The sequence below is a fragment of the Bacillus sp. N447-1 genome (assembly GCF_022701035.1).
Classification (GTDB): Bacteria; Bacillota; Bacilli; order Bacillales; family Bacillaceae_G; genus Bacillus_A; species Bacillus_A cereus.
The window spans coordinates 5,179,809-5,198,438 of the sequence record NZ_CP065509.1 but is presented as its reverse complement, the minus strand read 5'-3'; the positions used below and the strand labels follow the sequence as shown (position 1 = coordinate 5,198,438).

Genomic DNA, 18,630 nt, shown 5'->3' with positions numbered 1-18,630 from the left:
TATAAAACCTTTTGCTGAGTCCAAATTTTGGAGCGGGGGAACCATTTTTGTAGCTATGCTACTTGGGGCGAATCTTTTTTAAGTAGGGAAACTCTCACTTCCCGAGTCCGACAGCTAACCTCGTAAGCGTAATGGGAGAGGAAGGTGCTTTTTGCCTATGTTACACATTTTGCCTCCTTAATTATAAATATGGGATCGATATCAAATAGTCACCTATATTTATAGAAAAGGAGAATGTATTATGTTACGTTTATCTGATCACGCAATTAAAATGATGGAGCAAAGACTTCGAATTGAAAAACAACGCACATATCAAGCAAATAAGGTTGTAGATAACTTACATCACAAATACTTCTTTCAGCATATTTTTCAACCGAAAAGATAAAGAAAATGTTTATTTAATATTAAAAAACACAAGGTGTGTCTTACAAAGATATTCCTTGTGTTTTTTATATTCTTTATAAAATTCTCACTACATTTAAGCTTGCTGTAATCGCACCTGCTATAGTAGTCACATGCCCTACACCTAACGGGCCATTTTGTAATATTAATGTTGAATTGGCACTCGTCACATTCACAAGAAGTGTATTTGAAATGGCTGGTTCGATTACTACAGTTGATGTCGTTACGTTTTGTATAAAACTCCCTGTTAGTTGCGTTCCATTTAATAGCAATCTAACAGATACTGTCTCATTCCCACCATTTGCATCCCCTTGAAAATAGTAGCTTACTAAATATATTCCTGGCGTCGTTACTGTGACTGTCGTAGCACTAGTTAAAGATACACCAGTTCCATATACAGTGGATCCAGAATTAATTGGGATGTTGGCATTTGCTGCAATTGTGCTTGTTGATGTAGAAAAGAAATAGCCTCCACCTGTTGATATAGCAGAAGGGCCTGTTGCTCCTGTTAAGCCTGTTGGACCCGTGGCTCCTGTTGGGCCTGTTACTCCCGTTCCCCCTGTTGCTCCAGTTATTCCTTGTATGCCTTGTATTCCGGTCGGTCCAGTTGCACCAGTCACTCCCGTCTGACCTGTTGCTCCCGCCTGACCCGTTACACCTTGTGGACCTTGGATTCCCTGTGGACCTTGTGGACCAGTTGCTCCTGTCGGGCCGGTTGCTCCAGTCGGACCCGTTATCCCCTGTGGACCTTGGATTCCTTGAGGACCTTGTGAGCCCGTTGCTCCTGTCTCGCCGGTTGCTCCAGTTGGACCGGTTGCTCCTTGTGGTCCTTGAATTCCTTGTGGACCTTGAGGACCCGTTGCTCCCGCCTCGCCGGTTGGACCGGTTGGACCGGTTGGACCCGCCTGACCAGTTATTCCTTGTAGACCTTGAGGGCCTGCCTGACCAGTTGGGCCTTGTGGACCTTGCACGCCTTGTATCCCCTGAATTCCTTGGGGGCCGGTTGGACCAATTGGACCTTGGATTCCCTGAATTCCTTGAGGACCCGTTGCACCCGCCTGGCCGGTTGGGCCTTGTGGACCTTGCACACCTTGTATTCCTTGAGGACCAGTTGGGCCTATACTTCCTTGTGGTCCCTGAATACCTTGTATTCCTTGAGGACCAGTTGGACCTGTTATGCCACTCGGACCTTGTATGCCTTGCACTCCTTGAGGACCGGTTGAACCACTCGGACCTTGGATTCCTTGTAGCCCCTGTAAACCAGTTGGACCGGTCGCTCCCCTTACTCCTTGCTCACCTTGTATGCCTTGTATCCCTTGAGGGCCGGTTGGACCGATTGGCCCCTGTGCCCCTTGCACTCCTTGTGGACCAGTCGGACCGGTTGCTCCTACCGGTCCCTGGATTCCTTGTAGACCTTGCGGACCAGTCGGACCGGTTACTCCTTGTATCCCTTGTGGACCTTGAATGCCTTGATCACCCGTTGGACCCGTTGCCCCCATCGGTCCCTGTACTCCTTGCAAACCTGTTACACCAGTTGCTCCGGTCGGTCCCTGGATTCCTTGTACCCCTTGAATTCCAGTCGCTCCTGTTGCTCCGGTCGCTCCTGTTGCCCCTGTTGCTCCAGTCGGACCAGTTGGACCCCCTGGTGATCCTGCTGGACCGGTTGGACCAGTTGGACCTCCTGGTGGACCAGTTGGACCGGTTGCTCCAGTCGGGCCAGTTGCAGAACCTGTCGGACCAGTTATCCCAGTGGCTCCTGTTGGGCCGGTTGGACCTGGATCACCTTGTAAACCGGTTGGACCAGTCGGACCGATTACACCTTGCACTCCTTGTATTCCTTGTATTCCTGTTGGACCTACCTGCCCCATTTCTCCCTGGGGACCTTGTAAACCTTGAACACCAGTTTCCCCTTGTGGACCCATTGGTCCTTGCTCCCCTTGAATTCCTTGAGAACCAGTTGGACCGGTTGGACCAATCGGACCCTGTATTCCTTGTATTCCGGTTACACCTTGTAAACCACTACCTCCTAAATTACCTTGCACACCTTGTATACCAGTATTTCCAGTTGGTCCAGTCGGACCAATTTCCCCTTGCACTCCTTGTATTCCTTGTATTCCTGTTGGGCCGGTTGGACCGATTTCTCCTTGCATTCCTTGTATTCCTTGTATTCCTGTTGGACCGGTCGGACCGATTGGGCCAGGAATTCCTTGTATCCCTTGAATACCAGTTGGACCAGTCGGACCTCTTTCTCCTTGTATTCCTTGAACACCTTGTATTCCCTGTGGGCCTCGTTCTCCCATAGGTCCTTGATTACCTTGAGAACCTTGTGGTCCAGTTAAACCAGTTGGGCCGGTTGGACCATTTTCTCCTTGCACCCCTTGCACTCCTTGTATTCCTTGTGGGCCGGTTGGACCGATTGGACCTTGTACGCCTTGTATTCCTTGCGGTCCAGTTGGGCCACCTAAAGCACCAGTTGGACCGGTTGGACCAGTGGGCCCCGTAATACCTGGCGGTGGAAAAGGAATAGGTGCTTGAAACTTACTACACTTATCTTGATTCTTCACAAGCATCTCCCCCGTTATAACTAACGTATCAAACTATTTTTAATACATTTAAACTAGCTGTTATCACACCAGATAATGTCGTTACATGCCCGATAGCTAACGGACCATTTTGTAAAGACAAAGTTGCATTTGAAGAAGTAACTTCAATGACCATCGTATTCGAAACTGCTGGTTCTAATATAAAAGTACCTCCTGTAACATAAAAAATAAAACTCCCTGCGACTTGTGTTCCATTTAAAGTAAGCCTCACTGAAATTGTTTCATTTCCGGCCGTTGGATCACCTTGAAAATAATAGCTTACTAAATAAATTCCCGGCGTACTTAACGTTACAGTTGTTGCATTTGTTAAACTGACATCAGAACCAAAAACTGTAGATCCAGAATTAATTGGTATTAACGCATTCGCTGCAATTGTACTCGTTGAAGTAGAAAAGAAATAACCGCCCCCACTAGGTAAACCAGTCGCTCCTGTCGCTCCCGCTATTCCAAAGAAACCTATTGAACCTGCACTACCAGTTGCTCCTGTCGGTCCCACCACGCCACTTGGGCCCTGACTACCTTGTGCTCCAACTGGGCCTATACTACCACTAGCACCTGTCACCCCACTTGCTCCAATTGGGCCTTGCAACCCTTGAATACCTTGTATCCCTTGTATTCCTTGCGGACCCGTTGCACCTGTATTGCCTGTCGTTCCCGTTATTCCTTGTATTCCCGTAATCCCTTGAACTCCTTGCACACCTTGTGGGCCAGTTGCCCCGGTTGCTCCAGTAGCCCCAGTTTCACCCGTTGCACCTGTAATTCCAACATTTCCTTGTGGGCCTTGTGGGCCTTGACTACCTTGCGCCCCTTGGACTCCTTGTGGGCCTGTTATACCGACTTCCCCTGTATTTCCTTGGGGACCTCTAATTCCTTGTGCACCTGTTGGACCGATAATTCCTTGCACACCTTGTATTCCTTGCACTCCTTGCGCTCCTGTTGGACCCGTTATTCCTTGTAATCCTTGAGGACCTTGCAAACCGATAGCTCCAGTCGGTCCTATTATTCCTTGCACTCCTTGAGGACCTTGGGCACCTTGTGTACCTGTCAATCCGGTAGTCCCTTGTATCCCTTGAACACCTTGAGGACCTTGTGTTCCAGCTGCTCCTGTTTCCCCTTGAATTCCTTGTACGCCTTGGATTCCTTGTGCTCCAGCTGGGCCGGTTGCTCCTCGGATTCCTTGTGCTCCTTGAGCTCCTTCCGCTCCTGTAACACCAACTGGACCAGCTATCCCTTGTATTCCCACCATTCCTTGTGCACCTGTTGGACCTATCACACCTTGAATACCTTGAATACCTTTAGGACCTTCTGCACCCGTTGGACCTGTTACTCCCAGCGGACCTTGTATTCCTTGAGAACCTTCTGCACCCGTTGGACCTGTTATACCTTGGTTACCTTGAGGACCTTGTGCTCCTTGTACTCCAACTGCTCCAACTACACCTTGGGCACCTTGCGCTCCCCTTACACCTTGATGACCTGTTGGACCTGTTATACCTTGCACACCTTGCCCTCCAATTGGACCTATCCCTCCGCTTACACCTGTTGAACCGGTCGCACCCGTTGGACCTGTTGGACCTCCTGGTGGACCGGGTGGGCCAGCTGGTCCAGTCACTCCACTAGAAGGGCCAATTGGACCGGTCACTCCCGTCGGACCGCCCGGTGGTCCTTCTGAGCCTTGAGTACCAATACTACCCGTCGCTCCTGTTATACCTCTTATTCCCTTTATCCCTTGAAAACCTGTTGCTCCCGTTATACCTTGTATTCCTTGCACACCTTGTGGTCCTTGTAAACCTATTACACCTGTTATCCCCTTTATTCCACTTATACCTTGGGCACCTTGCATTCCAGTAGAACCAGTTGGACCCACTTCACCTTGTATTCCTTGAGCTCCTTGTGGGCCTTCCTCTCCAGTAATTCCTTGTATACCTTGGAAGCCGTCTTCTCCTTGTATACCAATAGCCCCTTGCTCTCCTTGTATTCCTTGAACACCTTGAGGGCCTTGTGGACCAGTTACACCCGAGACTCCAGTTACGCCTCTTTCTCCCTGCATTCCTTGTGCCCCTGTTTGTCCTCGCTCACCTATTTCCCCTTGTATTCCTTGTATACCTTGTATTCCTTGACTACCAGCAGGACCCGTAGCTCCTTGTATTCCTTCTAATCCTTGTACTCCAATATCACCAATTAGACCTTGGTTTCCGATTAATCCTTGAGCACCTTGGAGACCAGTTGGGCCAGTTATACCTTGCTCTCCTGTATCACCAATAACTCCTTGTATTCCTTGTGCTCCTGTTGTCCCTCGGGGACCTTGTATCCCCCTGATACCTTGAGGACCTTGGGGCCCAGTTGCTCCCGTCGGTCCAGTCACCCCTGTAGGACCAACAGGACCTTCATGCCCTCCAGTTGGACCGATTGGACCACTATTACCTGTCGGACCCGTTGCTCCTATAAGCGGAAGAGGCAGTGCCACTCCAAATTTTTTGCACTTTCTATGATGACGCACAACAATCCCCCTTCCCCAAAATAATTACACCTTTTATATGAAATGCATTTTTATAAGAAAAGTACACCTTTGACCTCATTTTTTTAAAATAAAGAAGCCTATCATTTCATCTATTTGAAACGATAGGCTGCTTTTTATAAAACACTTTACTTTCTCGCCTTAATAATAAAAGTAATTGGCACCATTCTAGCTTTATATAAAGAATAGTATTTCGTAGACATAGACAGGTCAGCTAGTTCTTCATCAAATGAGCTCGATGGTCCAGGCTCTTCTATTAATAAAAAGATTCGACCATCGTATGTGACAGTCGAATCTTTTTATTGTTCATATTCAAGATGATTATGCCTTTTACAACCAAACAAATAGCACCCACCTATAAAATCCGTTTCAAATTCTAACCCTGGAACATATCCAGATTTGATACGTTCTACCATTGTTTTATAACAATTATTCTCTTCTGTATATTCCTCAATTAACTCTTTCTTATCGTTTTCTGTCCAGTTTTCTTCTACTTCTTCATTCTGGACATCTTCTATTTCTGCTGTTTTCGCTTCGATACATTCCCGTATAACTTCATTTATACGGGAGAAATTATTCGTTTTATATAGAGCATACACAAATCTACCAATCCAATTAGGACTTTTCCAGCATTCTTTATATCCCTTTTCGAACCATTCAATTGCTTCTTTATAGCAATTCAACTCAACATATAAATCTGCTACATTAATTTCCCCTAAAAAATTATCAGATTCCCTGTTAAAAGTATCTAACTTCTCTTTTGCTTCTGTCGTTCGTTCTAAATCAATTAAACATTTTACATAGCTATACATGATATAGTCCGAATCCCCTGCAACTCGCAAGAAAAAGTCTGAAGCTTTTTCCAGCTCTCCAAGGTTATAATGCGCTACAGCTACATTATGATATGCTTCATCTGATGGTTGAATCGAAATAGACTTTTGTAATGCTTCTTTCGCTTCTGTCCATTTTTCTTGTTTCATGTAAATGTCCCCTAAGATGTTATAAGGAAAGTATGAAGAAGGATTAAACTTAACAACTTCTCTTATTAATTCAAGAGCTTTATCATCATTCTCTTCCTCATAAAAGTACATCCAAGCCAGATTATTGAGAGATTGTACGTCTCTAGATTCATGTACTGCTTGTTGAAACAGTTCCATTGCTTCCTCATATTTATTTTGTTCAAACATTTCAATTGCCTTCTCATTAATGTTCAAATAACTACCTCCGAAGTAAATGAATTCATCTATTCCCTATCATTATTGTAAAATGTAAAATTATAATTTCTATAAAAAATTTCTTTCTCTCGTCTACATTTCGATTGAAATAGAAGCTAAAACATACGAATTTACAAAAATCAGTAAATTTTTCATTCTCCCTTAAATTGGATATACCTCCTGTTTCATTTTACATATTATGGTACAATTAAGAGGGTACTAACTAAACATTTACGCTCCGCACTAGTAATCTAGCAATACAAAAATCAAAAATCACATGGAATCGGAGGGGATGTTATGAAACAGAAATTACTTGTTCTTCTATTCACCGGAATCATATTATCAGGATGTTCAACTATAGCAGAGAATTCTTTAGAAAGCGGGAAAGGCAGTATGGAATTACTAACACCAACGATCACAGCAAAAGATAATGAATTAGAAATTAAAACTAAAGGCATTGATGAAAATAAAGTAACTTTTATTTATGTTGCTAATAAAAAAGTGTTAGAACAAAAGCTAAAGAATGGTGAATCCTACAAGCTTAACATTAAAGATATCGAACACGCTCATCGGACAGACTACAAACCAAAAGTTCAACTTTTACAAACGAAAGACGATGATGATGATGGAGAAATAGTAACCTTCAAACAAGTTAGATATACAGTTAAAAACTGATTTTAAAGTTGTTTCATTATAAATGTAACAAAAGAAAATATACTTTTAACAGTAGATAAATGTAGGGGGTGCTAACATGAAAAAACGATGGATTTCTTGGTGGATTGGTAACCTATTTTGGATTATCGTTTTTGGAATATGGGCCGCTATTATTTGGTTACGAGAGGTTGATGGTGCTGGTGTTATTCAAACACCTGAAATTAAATCAATATCACTTATCGTTTTATTAATCACGTTTATCATACCGGTATTTTTTCAAATTATATGGCTAATCATTAATTTGAGAATGAGTAAAAAACATAATTATACGATTTAGTTTTTTTGAATTAACAGATGAATATTTTTCATAAAAAAAGAGAGGAATCTACATCAAAATAGATTCCTCCCTTTTACATTTAGACTTATACTGCGCTTTTAATGCATCACTATTCCTCTTTTTTACGATGCATGTTCATCTTTCTTCTTCATTAACGCTCTTTTCTTCATCGCCTTCGTTAAATATCCACCCTTAAACGAGCGAATTTCATACGAAGACATAAACGCTTTCGGTGCAATTTCATTAATGATTTCTAAAAGCTCTTTCTCTCTAGAACGCTTTGCGACGATATCTAAGCGATAACGTATAGAATTAATACCTTCGCCTTCAAATACTGTAACGCCAAATCCAGAGTGACGTAACTCATCTACTAATTCATTACAACGGTCTAGTAAACTAACTTGATACGTAATATAACCAATTGCTAATTTATTCTCTATATAACCGCCTAATAACAGTCCCGCACTAAAGCCAATGACATAGGCAACGATGTTCATCCAATTTGATAAATCTTGAAACACAATACCTAAACTGACAATGTAAATAGCTCCTTCTAACAATCCAACACCAGCAGCGGATCTTGTTTGATTCTTTACAAGCAAAATCGTACGGATTGTTAATATTGGAACGTAAATAATTTGAAGCACAAAAATAAGTAGCGCTTGTAACATTGGTATCCACCTCTTTCAAAAAGTCTTTTGTCATAATAACATACATAACCTTTAGAAATCGATGGGTTTTTTAAAATTTTTTTATTATTTTTCATACTATTGAAAAACGCAAAAAAGAAGCGTATTATATTTGTCGTTAATTTGATTACTTGTATCATATCGCTAAACTAAAAAAGGAACCTGATTAGGTCCCTTTCATCATAGCTCTATGTTTTTTGAAGCATGTTCTCTTTGCTTCTCTTCTTCTTTCACTAACTGCATATTTGCATAAGCTAAATTTGCAATCATTAAAAAGTGACCACCTAAAATACCTGTACCGAATGCCCACATTTCCATTTCATGCTCAATTTCATACATGATGATAGCTCCTAAAATAGCAGCTGCAAATCGGTTTAAAACTCCTAATCCAGGAGCCTTTTCCTTCATTACGATACTTTTCCCGAGTTTCTCCACTCTGCGAGCTAATAACCAAAGACAATAAGCACTTACTGCTAATCCAATACCGAACCCTGTCACTTGTTTTCCAAACGGAGTAATCGTCCACATAAGTAGTAAACCACTAAAGATCACATACAATTGTAATCGATATACACGTAAGGCTTCTTGAATCAAAATATCCGCTCCTAAGTTCTCATTTTTTGTACTTTAGAAGAAAAGCAGCAACTTACACAGTTGCTGCTTTCTCTTCTTCTTGTTCTTGTTCCATCTTACGAATTTCAACACGTTTAATTTGGTAAGCGTCTTTTTCTAACACTTTAAATTCATAACCTTCTGCCTCAACGTGTTGTCCTTCTTCGATTTCATGATTTTGCATCATAATCCATCCACCGATTGTATCCACATCATCTTCTTCGATGTGTAATCCAAATAAATCTTTCACTTCTGAGATAAGCACTTTTCCATCAACAATAATATGTTGCTCGTTCACATGTTGAATTGGCGGTGCTTCATCTTCATCATATTCGTCACGAATTTCGCCGACGATTTCCTCCAAGATATCTTCAAGCGTTACAATTCCGGCTGTTCCTCCGTACTCATCATATAAAACAGCCATCGGAATTCGCTTCTTCTGCATTTGAAGTAATAAATCGTGAATTGGAGTCGTTTCCATCACTTCAATAATCGGACGCATATACGAGCGAATAGATGATAAATCTTTTTGATCCTCGGTCATATATCGAATAAAGAAATCTTTTACGTTGACCATACCGATAATATCATCTTTATCTTCTCCAAAAATCGGATAACGTGTATATCGCTCATTTTGGATTACTTTCATGTGTTCTTCTACTGAATCTTCCAGGTAGAAACCAACGATTTCTGTTCGCGGTACCATAATCTCTTTTGCAATACGATTATCAAATTCAAAAATGTTATTTACATACTTGTATTCAGCTTGATTAATTTCGCCACTTTCATAGCTATCTGAAAGGATAAGACGTAATTCTTCTTCTGTATGAGCTACTTCATGTTCTGAAGCTGGCTTTAAACCAAATAAACCAGTTATCACACGAGCTGAACCGTTCAATACCCAAATAAATGGATACATGATTTTATAGAACATCATTAATGGACCTGCCAATAATAACGTTACCCTTTCAGCCTTTTGAATTGCCATCGTTTTTGGAGCTAATTCTCCTACTACAACGTGTAAATACGTCATAATCATAAAAGCAAGACCAAATGTTAATACTGATGAAATAGAAGGATTTAAGTTCCATTTCTCAAATAACGGGTGTAATAACTTTTCAATTGTCGGTTCACCTAACCAACCTAATCCCATAGCCGTAACTGTAATACCTAATTGACAAGCAGATAAATATTCATCTAAATTTGTTGTTACCTTTTTCGCTGCTAAAGCACCGCGTTTTCCTTCCGCAACAAGCTGATCGATACGGCTTGAACGTATCTTTACAATCGCAAACTCTGCTGCTACGAAAAATCCAGTAAATGCGATTAAAATCGCAACCATGACTAAATTAAATATTTCCAATGAATCCCCTTAGTTAAAAAACTAAGGTGTCCACCTCCTGTATACTATAATGTTTTCTTATTTGTTTGTTAGAAAACATAGCCCGATACAAAAATTAAAGAGGTCGGATTTCACTTATTCTATAATAATAGAGCAAGTGTCTGTATTAAAGCTGTCGTTTGACCTGATAAAGATTTCGATATTTTTTCACGTTGTGAATCAGTCAATTCATCTAAAAGCGGTTTTAACTCAGTAAGCTCCACTTCTAATCGATGAATATGGTCTGTCACTTCATTCACTTGTTTCGAAACGTGTTCATTGATACCGAGCAGCTTCTTCTTCTCCTCGATTTTCTCTTTAATCTCACAAAGCGGCATATGCATTTCTTTGCACTTCTCAATAAATTGTAATGTCTCAAATGCTGTTTCGTCGTAATAGCGATAATTAGATTGAGATCGCTCCGCTTTTAAGATACCTAGATTCGTATAATAATCAATCGTTCGTTTCGACACGTGAGCCATGAGAGCCAACTGTCCGATTCGATACACCTTCCCAACGATCTTCCCCCCTTGTTTATATTACTTACATCATACAATACATAAACTGTACAGTCAAACGTGACGGTTTATTATTCACAATTTATACACAACTTCATATATTTTCTTAAACTTATAGAATATGGTTTTACTTATATAATTAAATTATTAAATTTCATTAATTACGTGCTAGCCAAATATATTTATGAAATCACCTGTTCTTTTCAATTTTTCTTATTTTAGAACATATCGTTCTATTTCTAAAAAATTAACTCAGTACAATAAACTGAAAATTAAGTTATAATATCATTATAAAATTATGAAGGAGGAATGCACTCATGTACTACAACACTTCATTCGAAAACGATCAACCTGTAGGCCGTCTATAAACTAAGACGGGCTTATAACACATACACTATGCCTCGTCTTAGGGAAATCATATTACCCTAAAAATAGACGGAGGTACTTCAAATGAAACAAACAATTTTAGGAGCTATATGCTTATCACTAGCAGCAAGTATATGGGGCGGTATGTATGTTGTTAGCAAATACGTACTCGATTTCATTCCACCACTAACACTCGTTTGGCTACGCTTTATTATCGCTTTTGTTGTTTTATATGGCATTTTGAAACTAGCTGAGAAAAAGCAAAAGAAAAAAGTAACCCTTCGCAAAAAAGATTGGCTCCTATTCGCTTGGATTGGATTTATCGGCTATTTCATTTCGATCACATGCCAATTTATCGGAACAAAATTATCCGACGCTCATACAGGCTCGTTAGTTACATCAGCTACACCTGCATTTATGATTATATTTGCAGCGCTCATTTTGAAAGAAAAACTAACTGCTCGTAGACTTTTATCTACTATAATAGCGACAATCGGTGTCATTATCGTAATCGGATGGGATATTGAAATTGGCTCCTATTTTATTGGAACAATCATTTTAGTTGGAGCCGCTATTACGTGGGCTTTACTATCTATTTATGTAAAAATCGCTTCAATCCAATTTTCATCCTTAGTTATTACAACGTACGCAATTTTCTTTTCACTCTTTTTTATTACACCTTTTATGATATGGGAGCTACAAGCGGCCTCTATCGGAACAGTAAATACGTACGTAATATTAGGCGTATTATACTTAGGAATCGTCTCAACAGCAGGTGCCTTTTTCCTTTGGAATAAAGGATTAGAATTACTGGATGCAAGCATAGGTTCCTTATTTTTCTTCTTCCAACCTATCGTTGGATCGTTACTTGGTTGGCTCTTATTAAATGAAACATTAAATAGTAACTTTTTTATTGGTGGTATTCTTATTATATGTAGCGTTTTAATTACTACTTTTGAAAAGAAATAAAAAGCAGGCAGAGATTCTCTTAGTCTCTGCCTGTTCGCATTATTGGATCTTGGTCGTGAAAACCAATACAAATCGGTATATTATTTTGCACTTCACTACGTACACTTATAAAACTACACAGCGTTTTAGCAATTAAATATAAAGTGATACCGATTGCTTTTTCACTTGTGTCAAAGCCATTTTCATTATACATATCCGCTAATTCTACAGACTCCGGTCCCTCAACATCATATGTCCATTCAGAAGCCCAATCATCATCCTCTTCTTCAAGTGGAGCATACTCCTCACAAATATAAAACTGACTAGTCCACTCGTTATCAAGGTCATACTCAAAATAAATCGCTTTTGCTTCTTCATTAGTAGCCATTTCTACAGCTGCATCCAAACCTACTCGAATACTTACCTTATATGACTCTACATCAATTACTTTAATTCGTTCTGCATATTCTGTAGACGCCAACATGCAACAAATATCATAATACTTCGCTTCTATTTGCTCTACTGCTAACGAAAAGACATCCTCTTGCATCTCTTCTAAATACTGAAATATATCCACACTAAATACTCCTCACTCTTTACGCACTCCAATGCGATGGACGAGACAATAATTTCGGTAATTTCGTATGTTTGTCCCCTCTAGCAGCATTAACTTGAACTTGCGTCAGAAAAATACTATTAGTAAAATCAGCCCCGCGAATATCTGCATCTCGCAAATCTGCTCCGATGAGATCTGCTCCTCTTAAATCTGCACCATTTAAGTTAGCCGCAATTAAGTAAGCTCCTCTTAAATTTGCACCTTGTAAATTTTTCTTTTTCAGATTCGCTCCCATAAGGTCTGCTCCGCGGTGAATGATTCGTTTCTTACGCGCAGTATTCATTTCCTTCCATACTAATTCGCTCGTTTCTAAAAGAAGAATGTTCACCTCTGCCCTATGCATTGGAACATTTATTTTCATTAACTCATCTGGATTTAAATTCGAAAGTCGCTCTGTCTCCTCAATTGCGGTCTCCAGCTCTTTATGAATTGGCTGTGTTGCCTTTAAAAGAATCGCTTCATTCAAATACCAAAGCATTTCATGAAGTTGATGCATAACCGGAAAAGCATCGTACATTTTTCTTGCATGCTTTGCATCTTCCCTCCAATCAATCCCTTTAAACGTACCCTGAGAAATCTTCTGTCCAGCACCGAAACATTCAAATACTGTACAACCTTTATAACCTTTTCCTCTAAGATTTTTATGTATACTACATTTAAAATCTGATTGTAAGTTGGAACATGGTTTACCACCATCTTTATTCACTGCAAAATCTACCGATGCTGCAAACGGTAATGCAACGCAACATAGACCGAAGCATTTTTCGCAGTTTGCTTTTAAATGATCGTTATGATTAGTCAAAATCTATACCCCCTGTTGTCTTTTAACTATTTCATAATATTCCAACTGTAATAAATAATCAATTTTAAAATAAACCAGCATCTTTCGTTTCAATTCATAACTTTATCATTCGATTTCCTTTCAATTGAAAAGGACTATTTCTATTTAATGAATTATAATTAAATTATAAATTTTCTAACTAAAAAGGAGACTTATTATGGCACTAGAAATGAAAACAAACTGTCAAATTTGCGATCAATCGCTCGAACAAAATTCTGAAGCATACATTTGTGTATATGAATGTACATTTTGCGCACCATGTACAGAAGAAAGACATAACGTTTGTCCAAACTGCGGCGGCGAATTAGTACGTAGGCCAAAAAAGAAACAATAAAAAGCAAAGCGATATCGCTTTGCTTTTGTTTAGGCATCTGAAATTATATATTTAAAAACTTCACACAAACAGGCTCTGGCACAGCAACATCAGATTGTAAAAGTGTTAACTTACCTGTAGATTCATCTCTTGAAAATAACACAAGATTATGTGACTTTTCATTTGTAGCAACAAGGAACTTTTCAGTAGGATCTAATACAAAGTCTCTTGGCCAATTTCCTTCTGTAGATGTGTGTTCAACGAATGTAAGCTGACCTGAATTTTGATCTACGCTATAAACAGCGATACTATTATGACCACGATTACCTGCATATACAAAACAGCCGTCAGAAGAAATATGAATCGCACTTCCTTGATTATTTTCATCAAACTCTTCTGGAACAGTAGAAATATACTGTAATTCTGTAAAGGATCCTTCTGTAGGATTATAGGTTAACACAATAACCTCTGAACTAAGCTCCGTCATCACATACGCATACTTTCCATTCGGATGAAAAGTAATATGTCTTGGACCACTTCCTGGATTTACAGATAAACGATTCACTTCTGTTAATGTACTATCTTTTACTTCATACGTAATTATTTTATCTATCCCTAAATCAACGCCCACTACATATTTTTCATCAGGAGTGTACCCCGCGTAATGTGCATGTGGTTTTTCTTGTCTTTCTTTATTCGGCCCTGAACCTTCATGTGCCATAATAGATGAAGCAGGATTTACAGTTCCATTTTCTTCATTTATTTCAAAAGACTCAATCGTTCCTTTATGGTAATTCGCTGTAACTACTGTATGATTTCCACTATCAACACTAATATGACAAGGAGAAGCACCTTCTACTACTTGTCTATTTTTCGCTTTTAGTTCTCCAGTATGACTATCAATGGAATACGCAGCTACACCGCCAGATTCGCCTTCCTTAACAACGGAATAGAGATATTCATTATTTCGGTTAATCGTTACATATGTAGGGTTATCCAGCTTAGCGGCAAGTGTTACATTACTAATTTTTTTTGCTTCTACATCTAGCGTAAATTTATATATTCCTTCGCTATTTTCTTTCGTGTAAGTTCCAACATATCCAATAAACTCTTTGTTATCCTTCATTTTCATAACCCTCTCTCCCTATATTTTTCGTTCATCATGCTTCTTAAAATATTTTATGTTGAAAGAGTATCCTAAAAAATCGGAGTACCTCTTTATACGTTACCATATTTTCTTGGTAAATAGCTTTTAAACCCACTTTTTTTGATACGCTGCTATACTTTCATATTCTTCTTCCAATTGACGGGACAGACGGATATAGATTGGCGTTAAATCTTTATATTTTTCCACACTTTCCATGTTTGGCTCATGATGGAAATCTGCACCTACCATTTCAGAAACTACAGATAATGTATCTATTTCACCTAAACTATATAAACCGAGGATTGCAGCTCCTAAGCAAGAGCTTTCGAAACTTTCCGGAACATATACGTCTTGATGGAAGATGTCCGCCATCATCTGTCTCCAAAGTTCCGACCTTGCAAAGCCGCCTGTTGCTTGAATTTTTTTCGGTTCGCCAATTAACTCTTTTAAAGCGAGAAGAACCGTATATAAATTATAAATTACTCCTTCTAAAACAGCACGGATAAGATGTTCTTTCTTATGATGCAATCCGAGTCCAAAGAAAGATCCTCGTGCATTTGCATTCCATAAAGGAGCTCTTTCCCCTGCTAAATACGGGTGAAACAATAAACCGTCAGATCCAGGATTCACTTTTGCTGCTATTTCAGTAAGTACTTCATATGGATCTTTCCCTAAACGCTTTGCAAGCTCAATCTCTGAAGTACCCAATTGGTCACGAGCCCATCTGAAAATCATACCGCCATTATTAACTGGTCCACCGATTACCCAATGGTCTTCAGTTAACGCATAACAAAAAATTCTACCTTTTGGATCTGTTACAGGACGATTTGTTACAGCACGAATCGCACCGCTTGTACCAATTGTAACAGCCACAACGCCAGGATCTATTGCATTTACACCTAAATTAGATAGTACTCCATCACTCGCTCCTACTACAAAAGGCGTAGAAACAAGTACATTCATCTCTTTGGCAAGCTCTTCATCTAATCCTGTTAAACTGTGCGTTGTTGGAACAAGCTTTGAAAGCTTTTCATCTGTAATTCCCGCAACATGTAAAGCCTCTTCATCCCATTTTAAAGATTTCAAATTAAACATCCCTGTTGCTGACGCTATAGAATAATCAATTACATACTCTTTATATAACTTGTAAAAAACATATTCTTTAATAGAAATGAATTTATAACTTTTTGCGAATAAATCTGCCTGCTCATTCTGTAGCCAAACTAATTTCGAAAGTGGTGACATCGGATGAATTGGTGTCCCAGTACGAAGGTAAATTTCATGACCATTCATATCATTCTTTATTTTCTCCGCCCAGCTTGCACTTCTATTATCTGCCCAAGTGATACATCTCGTTAACGGCTCTCCCTTTTCATCTACGGCAATGATACTATGCATTGCCGAACTAAAAGAGACACAAAGAATATCACTTGGCTGTACACTACTTGATCGTACAGTTTCTTTAATCGTATGTATTACCGCACGAAAAATTTCTTCTGGGTCTTGTTCCGCTGTTTCAGGCGTAGGAGAATATAAAGGATATTCAATTCCATGACTAGCAATAACAGATCCATCAGTAGAAAATAGAACTGATTTTGTACTAGTTGTCCCAATGTCTACACCAACCATATATTTTGAGCTCACCATTTCTTCCTCCTAACAAAAAATTGTTACAGTATCCCACCATAAAAATACATACCTTTTATCTATTGATAACGTTGTATGCCACAATTATCTAAATAGAAACATCTTTATCTTAAACAAACATATCGAGTAGTAAAACTCCTCCAAAAGCGATAAATGAAAGTAACGTTTCTAATACAGTCCATGTTTTAAATGTTTCTTTCACTGTTAACCCTAGGTATTCTTTTACCATCCAAAAACCAGCATCGTTTACGTGTGAAAACATTAATGCTCCTGCACCTGTTGCAATAACGAGTAACTCTAAGTTCACACCTGTTGTATTTTCAACGATTGGCGAAACGATACCCGCTGCTGTTGTTAAAGCGACTGTCGCTGACCCTGTTGCAATTCGAATTAATCCTGCTACTATAAATGCTAATACAATTGGAGATAGTGCTAAATGCTCAGACATTTGAGCAATAGCATTGCCTACACCACTATCGATAAGAATTTGCTTAAATCCCCCGCCGGCACCAATAATCGCAACAATTGAACCGATTGGTAATAAGCTATCTTCTGTTACCTTCTTAATAGCCTTTTTATCGATACCTTGGCGAAATCCAAGAAAATAAAACGCTGCAAAACATGCAATCAATAGTGCAATGATAGGACTACCGATTAATGTGACAGTCTTCATCAAAGTAGTAGAAAGAGGCACATAAGGAGCTGCTGCAGCTAAAACCATTAACATAACAGGTAACAATATAACTAAAAATGAAACTCCTATTCCTGGTAATTTCGTTGATTTTGTATTTACACGAATCAATTCTGGCTCATTTTCAGGAATTACACGTTTGTGAATCCATTTCGCAAATATAGGACCTGCAATAATCGCTGCAAAAAATGTAATAATGAGTGAATACATTAGTACCTTCCCAAGATTCGCTTTATAAATACCAATTGCTACAATTGCCCCTGGATGCGGAGGAACAAGGCCGTGTACGACAGATAGCCCAGCAATTGCTGGTAATGCTATCAATAAAATATTTTGTTTCGTTGTTTTATGAATTGAAATTACTAACGGTAGTAATATTAAAATACCTACTTCAAAAAACACCGGGATTCCAATAATAAAACCTGCAATTAACATAGCCCATGGTAAGTTTTTTATCCCAAAGGATTTTATAAAGAACTCTGCCACCTGCATTCCAGCACCTGACTCTGCCATCATTTTCCCTAAAATTGTACCTAATACTAAAATACCTACTAAATGCCCGAGAACACTTCCAACTCCCGTTTCATAAGCACTCACTATTTTATCCATTGGCATTCCAGACATAATTGCTAAAAACAAACTTGCAACCGTTAAACTAATAAACGCATGCCATCTCCACCACGATACCCCTAAAATAACAATTACAATTGATAATAATGTAATAATTAAAAGGTACATATTCATACTCAATCCCCCTTTATGTAAACCCTTTCATAATTACTATATAATGAAAAGAACCTATATAGTTCTTACTTGAGTAAAAGATACCTTTACATATTGCTATACGTTTAAAAGCATCTTCACATCATAATGATTTATATAAAAAGAATCTCCCTTATTAGAGATACACTATAACTCATCTCTCTAATAAGGGGATTTCTCTTTCATAATTATAATGTTATTGTGATAAACGCTTCGCGCGATCAATTTTTCCTTTTTTAAAAGTGAATGACACTTTCATCTCTGCTTTTTTCACGTAGTAAGACTACAAACTCAGGATCCAGTTTAAACGATGAAGTTACTTAGGATTTGTCCTCTCATGAAAAGCAATTTTCGGCAAGCACCTTCACTTTCAT

Annotated in this window: 17 protein-coding genes, 1 pseudogene and 1 riboswitch; of the genes and pseudogenes, 5 read left to right on the top strand and 13 right to left on the bottom strand. The window is 39.1% G+C overall.

Annotated features, from left to right (window positions below; translation table 11 throughout):
* Window positions 1–2: 2 nt before the first annotated feature.
* A riboswitch (cyclic di-AMP (ydaO/yuaA leader) is annotated at window positions 3–145 on the top strand.
* A 96-nt stretch (window positions 146–241) separates the two neighbouring features.
* Complete coding sequence (locus IQ781_RS26580) at window positions 242–385, top strand: hypothetical protein (protein ID WP_000945243.1); 144 nt, start codon at window positions 242–244, stop codon at window positions 383–385.
* A 73-nt stretch (window positions 386–458) separates the two neighbouring features.
* Here IQ781_RS26580 and IQ781_RS26575 read toward each other — a convergent pair whose 3' ends face one another.
* From IQ781_RS26575 to IQ781_RS26565, 4 genes and pseudogenes are all read right to left on the bottom strand, one after another.
* Window positions 459–2,972: a BC_3345 family exosporium-associated protein gene (locus IQ781_RS26575; RefSeq protein ID WP_050292785.1), complete on the bottom strand. Its 2,514-nt coding sequence runs from the start codon at window positions 2,970–2,972 to the stop codon at window positions 459–461.
* A 22-nt stretch (window positions 2,973–2,994) separates the two neighbouring features.
* Window positions 2,995–5,502, bottom strand: a complete 2,508-nt coding sequence (locus IQ781_RS26570; protein ID WP_050252092.1) for a collagen-like protein — start codon at window positions 5,500–5,502, stop codon at window positions 2,995–2,997.
* A 146-nt stretch (window positions 5,503–5,648) separates the two neighbouring features.
* A pseudogene (locus IQ781_RS28515) lies at window positions 5,649–5,777 on the bottom strand (ubiquinone biosynthesis protein UbiE); the annotation flags it as partial.
* A 42-nt stretch (window positions 5,778–5,819) separates the two neighbouring features.
* On the bottom strand, window positions 5,820–6,734 hold the full coding sequence (locus IQ781_RS26565) for a tetratricopeptide repeat protein (protein ID WP_063220402.1): 915 nt from the start codon (window positions 6,732–6,734) through the stop codon (window positions 5,820–5,822).
* 297 nt (window positions 6,735–7,031) lie between these two features.
* Between IQ781_RS26565 and IQ781_RS26560 the strand changes: the two genes are divergently transcribed.
* Together IQ781_RS26560 and IQ781_RS26555 are read left to right on the top strand one after the other, a co-directional pair.
* Window positions 7,032–7,409, top strand: a complete 378-nt coding sequence (locus IQ781_RS26560; protein ID WP_048538061.1) for a hypothetical protein — start codon at window positions 7,032–7,034, stop codon at window positions 7,407–7,409.
* Between the two features lie 76 nt (window positions 7,410–7,485).
* A complete protein-coding gene (locus IQ781_RS26555) occupies window positions 7,486–7,725 on the top strand; it encodes a DUF3923 family protein (protein WP_000747696.1) in 240 nt (79 codons plus the stop codon).
* Between the two features lie 122 nt (window positions 7,726–7,847).
* Here the strand turns inward: IQ781_RS26555 and IQ781_RS26550 are convergent, their stop codons facing one another.
* The 4 genes from IQ781_RS26550 to IQ781_RS26535 form a co-directional block, all read right to left on the bottom strand.
* Window positions 7,848–8,396, bottom strand: coding sequence for a DUF2179 domain-containing protein (locus tag IQ781_RS26550; RefSeq protein ID WP_000938438.1), 549 nt, complete (start codon window positions 8,394–8,396; stop codon window positions 7,848–7,850).
* A gap of 198 nt (window positions 8,397–8,594) precedes the next feature.
* Window positions 8,595–9,008 (bottom strand): ATP synthase subunit I, encoded by a 414-nt coding sequence (locus tag IQ781_RS26545; RefSeq protein ID WP_000613876.1) that lies wholly within the window; start codon window positions 9,006–9,008, stop codon window positions 8,595–8,597.
* 52 nt (window positions 9,009–9,060) lie between these two features.
* Window positions 9,061–10,389, bottom strand: coding sequence for a hemolysin family protein (locus IQ781_RS26540; protein ID WP_002183782.1), 1,329 nt, complete (start codon window positions 10,387–10,389; stop codon window positions 9,061–9,063).
* Window positions 10,390–10,508: 119 nt separating this feature from the next.
* The gene (locus tag IQ781_RS26535; RefSeq protein WP_000285639.1) at window positions 10,509–10,916 is read right to left on the bottom strand and encodes a MerR family transcriptional regulator; all 408 of its coding nucleotides are present in this window, start codon (window positions 10,914–10,916) and stop codon (window positions 10,509–10,511) included.
* 459 nt (window positions 10,917–11,375) lie between these two features.
* Here IQ781_RS26535 and IQ781_RS26530 point away from each other — a divergent pair, with 459 nt between their 5' ends.
* A complete protein-coding gene (locus IQ781_RS26530; protein ID WP_063220401.1) occupies window positions 11,376–12,260 on the top strand; it encodes a DMT family transporter in 885 nt (294 codons plus the stop codon).
* Window positions 12,261–12,279: 19 nt separating this feature from the next.
* Here IQ781_RS26530 and IQ781_RS26525 read toward each other — a convergent pair whose 3' ends face one another.
* Window positions 12,280–12,816, bottom strand: coding sequence for a hypothetical protein (locus IQ781_RS26525; RefSeq protein WP_000350943.1), 537 nt, complete (start codon window positions 12,814–12,816; stop codon window positions 12,280–12,282).
* 19 nt (window positions 12,817–12,835) lie between these two features.
* Complete coding sequence (locus IQ781_RS26520; protein ID WP_000181423.1) at window positions 12,836–13,657, bottom strand: pentapeptide repeat-containing protein; 822 nt, start codon at window positions 13,655–13,657, stop codon at window positions 12,836–12,838.
* Window positions 13,658–13,853: 196 nt separating this feature from the next.
* Here IQ781_RS26520 and IQ781_RS26515 point away from each other — a divergent pair, with 196 nt between their 5' ends.
* Window positions 13,854–14,030, top strand: coding sequence for a DUF1272 domain-containing protein (locus IQ781_RS26515; protein WP_001162793.1), 177 nt, complete (start codon window positions 13,854–13,856; stop codon window positions 14,028–14,030).
* Between the two features lie 43 nt (window positions 14,031–14,073).
* Here the strand turns inward: IQ781_RS26515 and IQ781_RS26510 are convergent, their stop codons facing one another.
* The 3 genes from IQ781_RS26510 to gntP form a co-directional block, all read right to left on the bottom strand.
* Complete coding sequence (locus tag IQ781_RS26510; protein WP_069461635.1) at window positions 14,074–15,141, bottom strand: lactonase family protein; 1,068 nt, start codon at window positions 15,139–15,141, stop codon at window positions 14,074–14,076.
* A gap of 120 nt (window positions 15,142–15,261) precedes the next feature.
* Window positions 15,262–16,803 carry a gluconokinase gene (gene gntK / locus IQ781_RS26505; protein ID WP_139847148.1) on the bottom strand — a complete coding sequence of 514 codons (1,542 nt, stop codon included), beginning with the start codon at window positions 16,801–16,803 and terminating at the stop codon, window positions 15,262–15,264.
* A gap of 109 nt (window positions 16,804–16,912) precedes the next feature.
* On the bottom strand, window positions 16,913–18,238 hold the full coding sequence (gene gntP, locus IQ781_RS26500; RefSeq protein WP_001057602.1) for a gluconate permease GntP: 1,326 nt from the start codon (window positions 18,236–18,238) through the stop codon (window positions 16,913–16,915).
* Between the last annotated feature and the right edge of the window lie 392 nt (window positions 18,239–18,630).